The 521-nt window shown below is 63.1% G+C and carries 1 protein-coding gene; it reads right to left on the reverse strand.

What is annotated here, in order from left to right:
* On the reverse strand, positions 1 to 521 hold a 521-nt coding region (locus tag HX803_RS32200), incomplete at both ends, for an efflux RND transporter permease subunit (RefSeq protein ID WP_178926088.1).

Raw genomic sequence — 521 nt, forward strand, 5'->3', positions numbered from 1 at the left:
GGTGGGCACATAAATGCTTTTGAGCGCCGTCGGGTCGTTCCAATACTCGGGGGCGATTTCCATCACCACATGGTACTGGTTGGCGGCGCGGTAAAGGGTCGAGACCTGGCGCTGGCCAAACGCGTCGTACAGCGTCTGGTCCACCGCCGACATGCCCACCCCAAGCCGCGCCGCCGTGTCGCGGTTGATCTGCACATTGGCCAACAGGCTGTTGTCTTGCTGGTCGGTATTCAGGTCGGTCAATTGCGGCAGCGTGTGCAACACCGCCACCACCTTGGGCACCCATTCATCCAGGGACTGCTGGTCATCGGCGGTCAGGGTGTATTGGTACTGCGCGCCACTTTGCCGGCCGCCCACGGTGATGTCTTGGGCCGCCTGCAAAAACAGCTTGGTGCCCGGCATATCACCCAGGGTGTGGCGGATCTGGCCAATCACTTCGGTGGCGCTGTCCTTGCGTTGGTCGATGGGCTTGAGCAGCACAAACAACTGCGCGCTGTGGACCGCCCCGCCGCCCCCACCGC

This window comes from Pseudomonas sp. P7548, from assembly GCF_013386585.1.
Taxonomy (GTDB): Bacteria; Pseudomonadota; Gammaproteobacteria; order Pseudomonadales; family Pseudomonadaceae; genus Aquipseudomonas.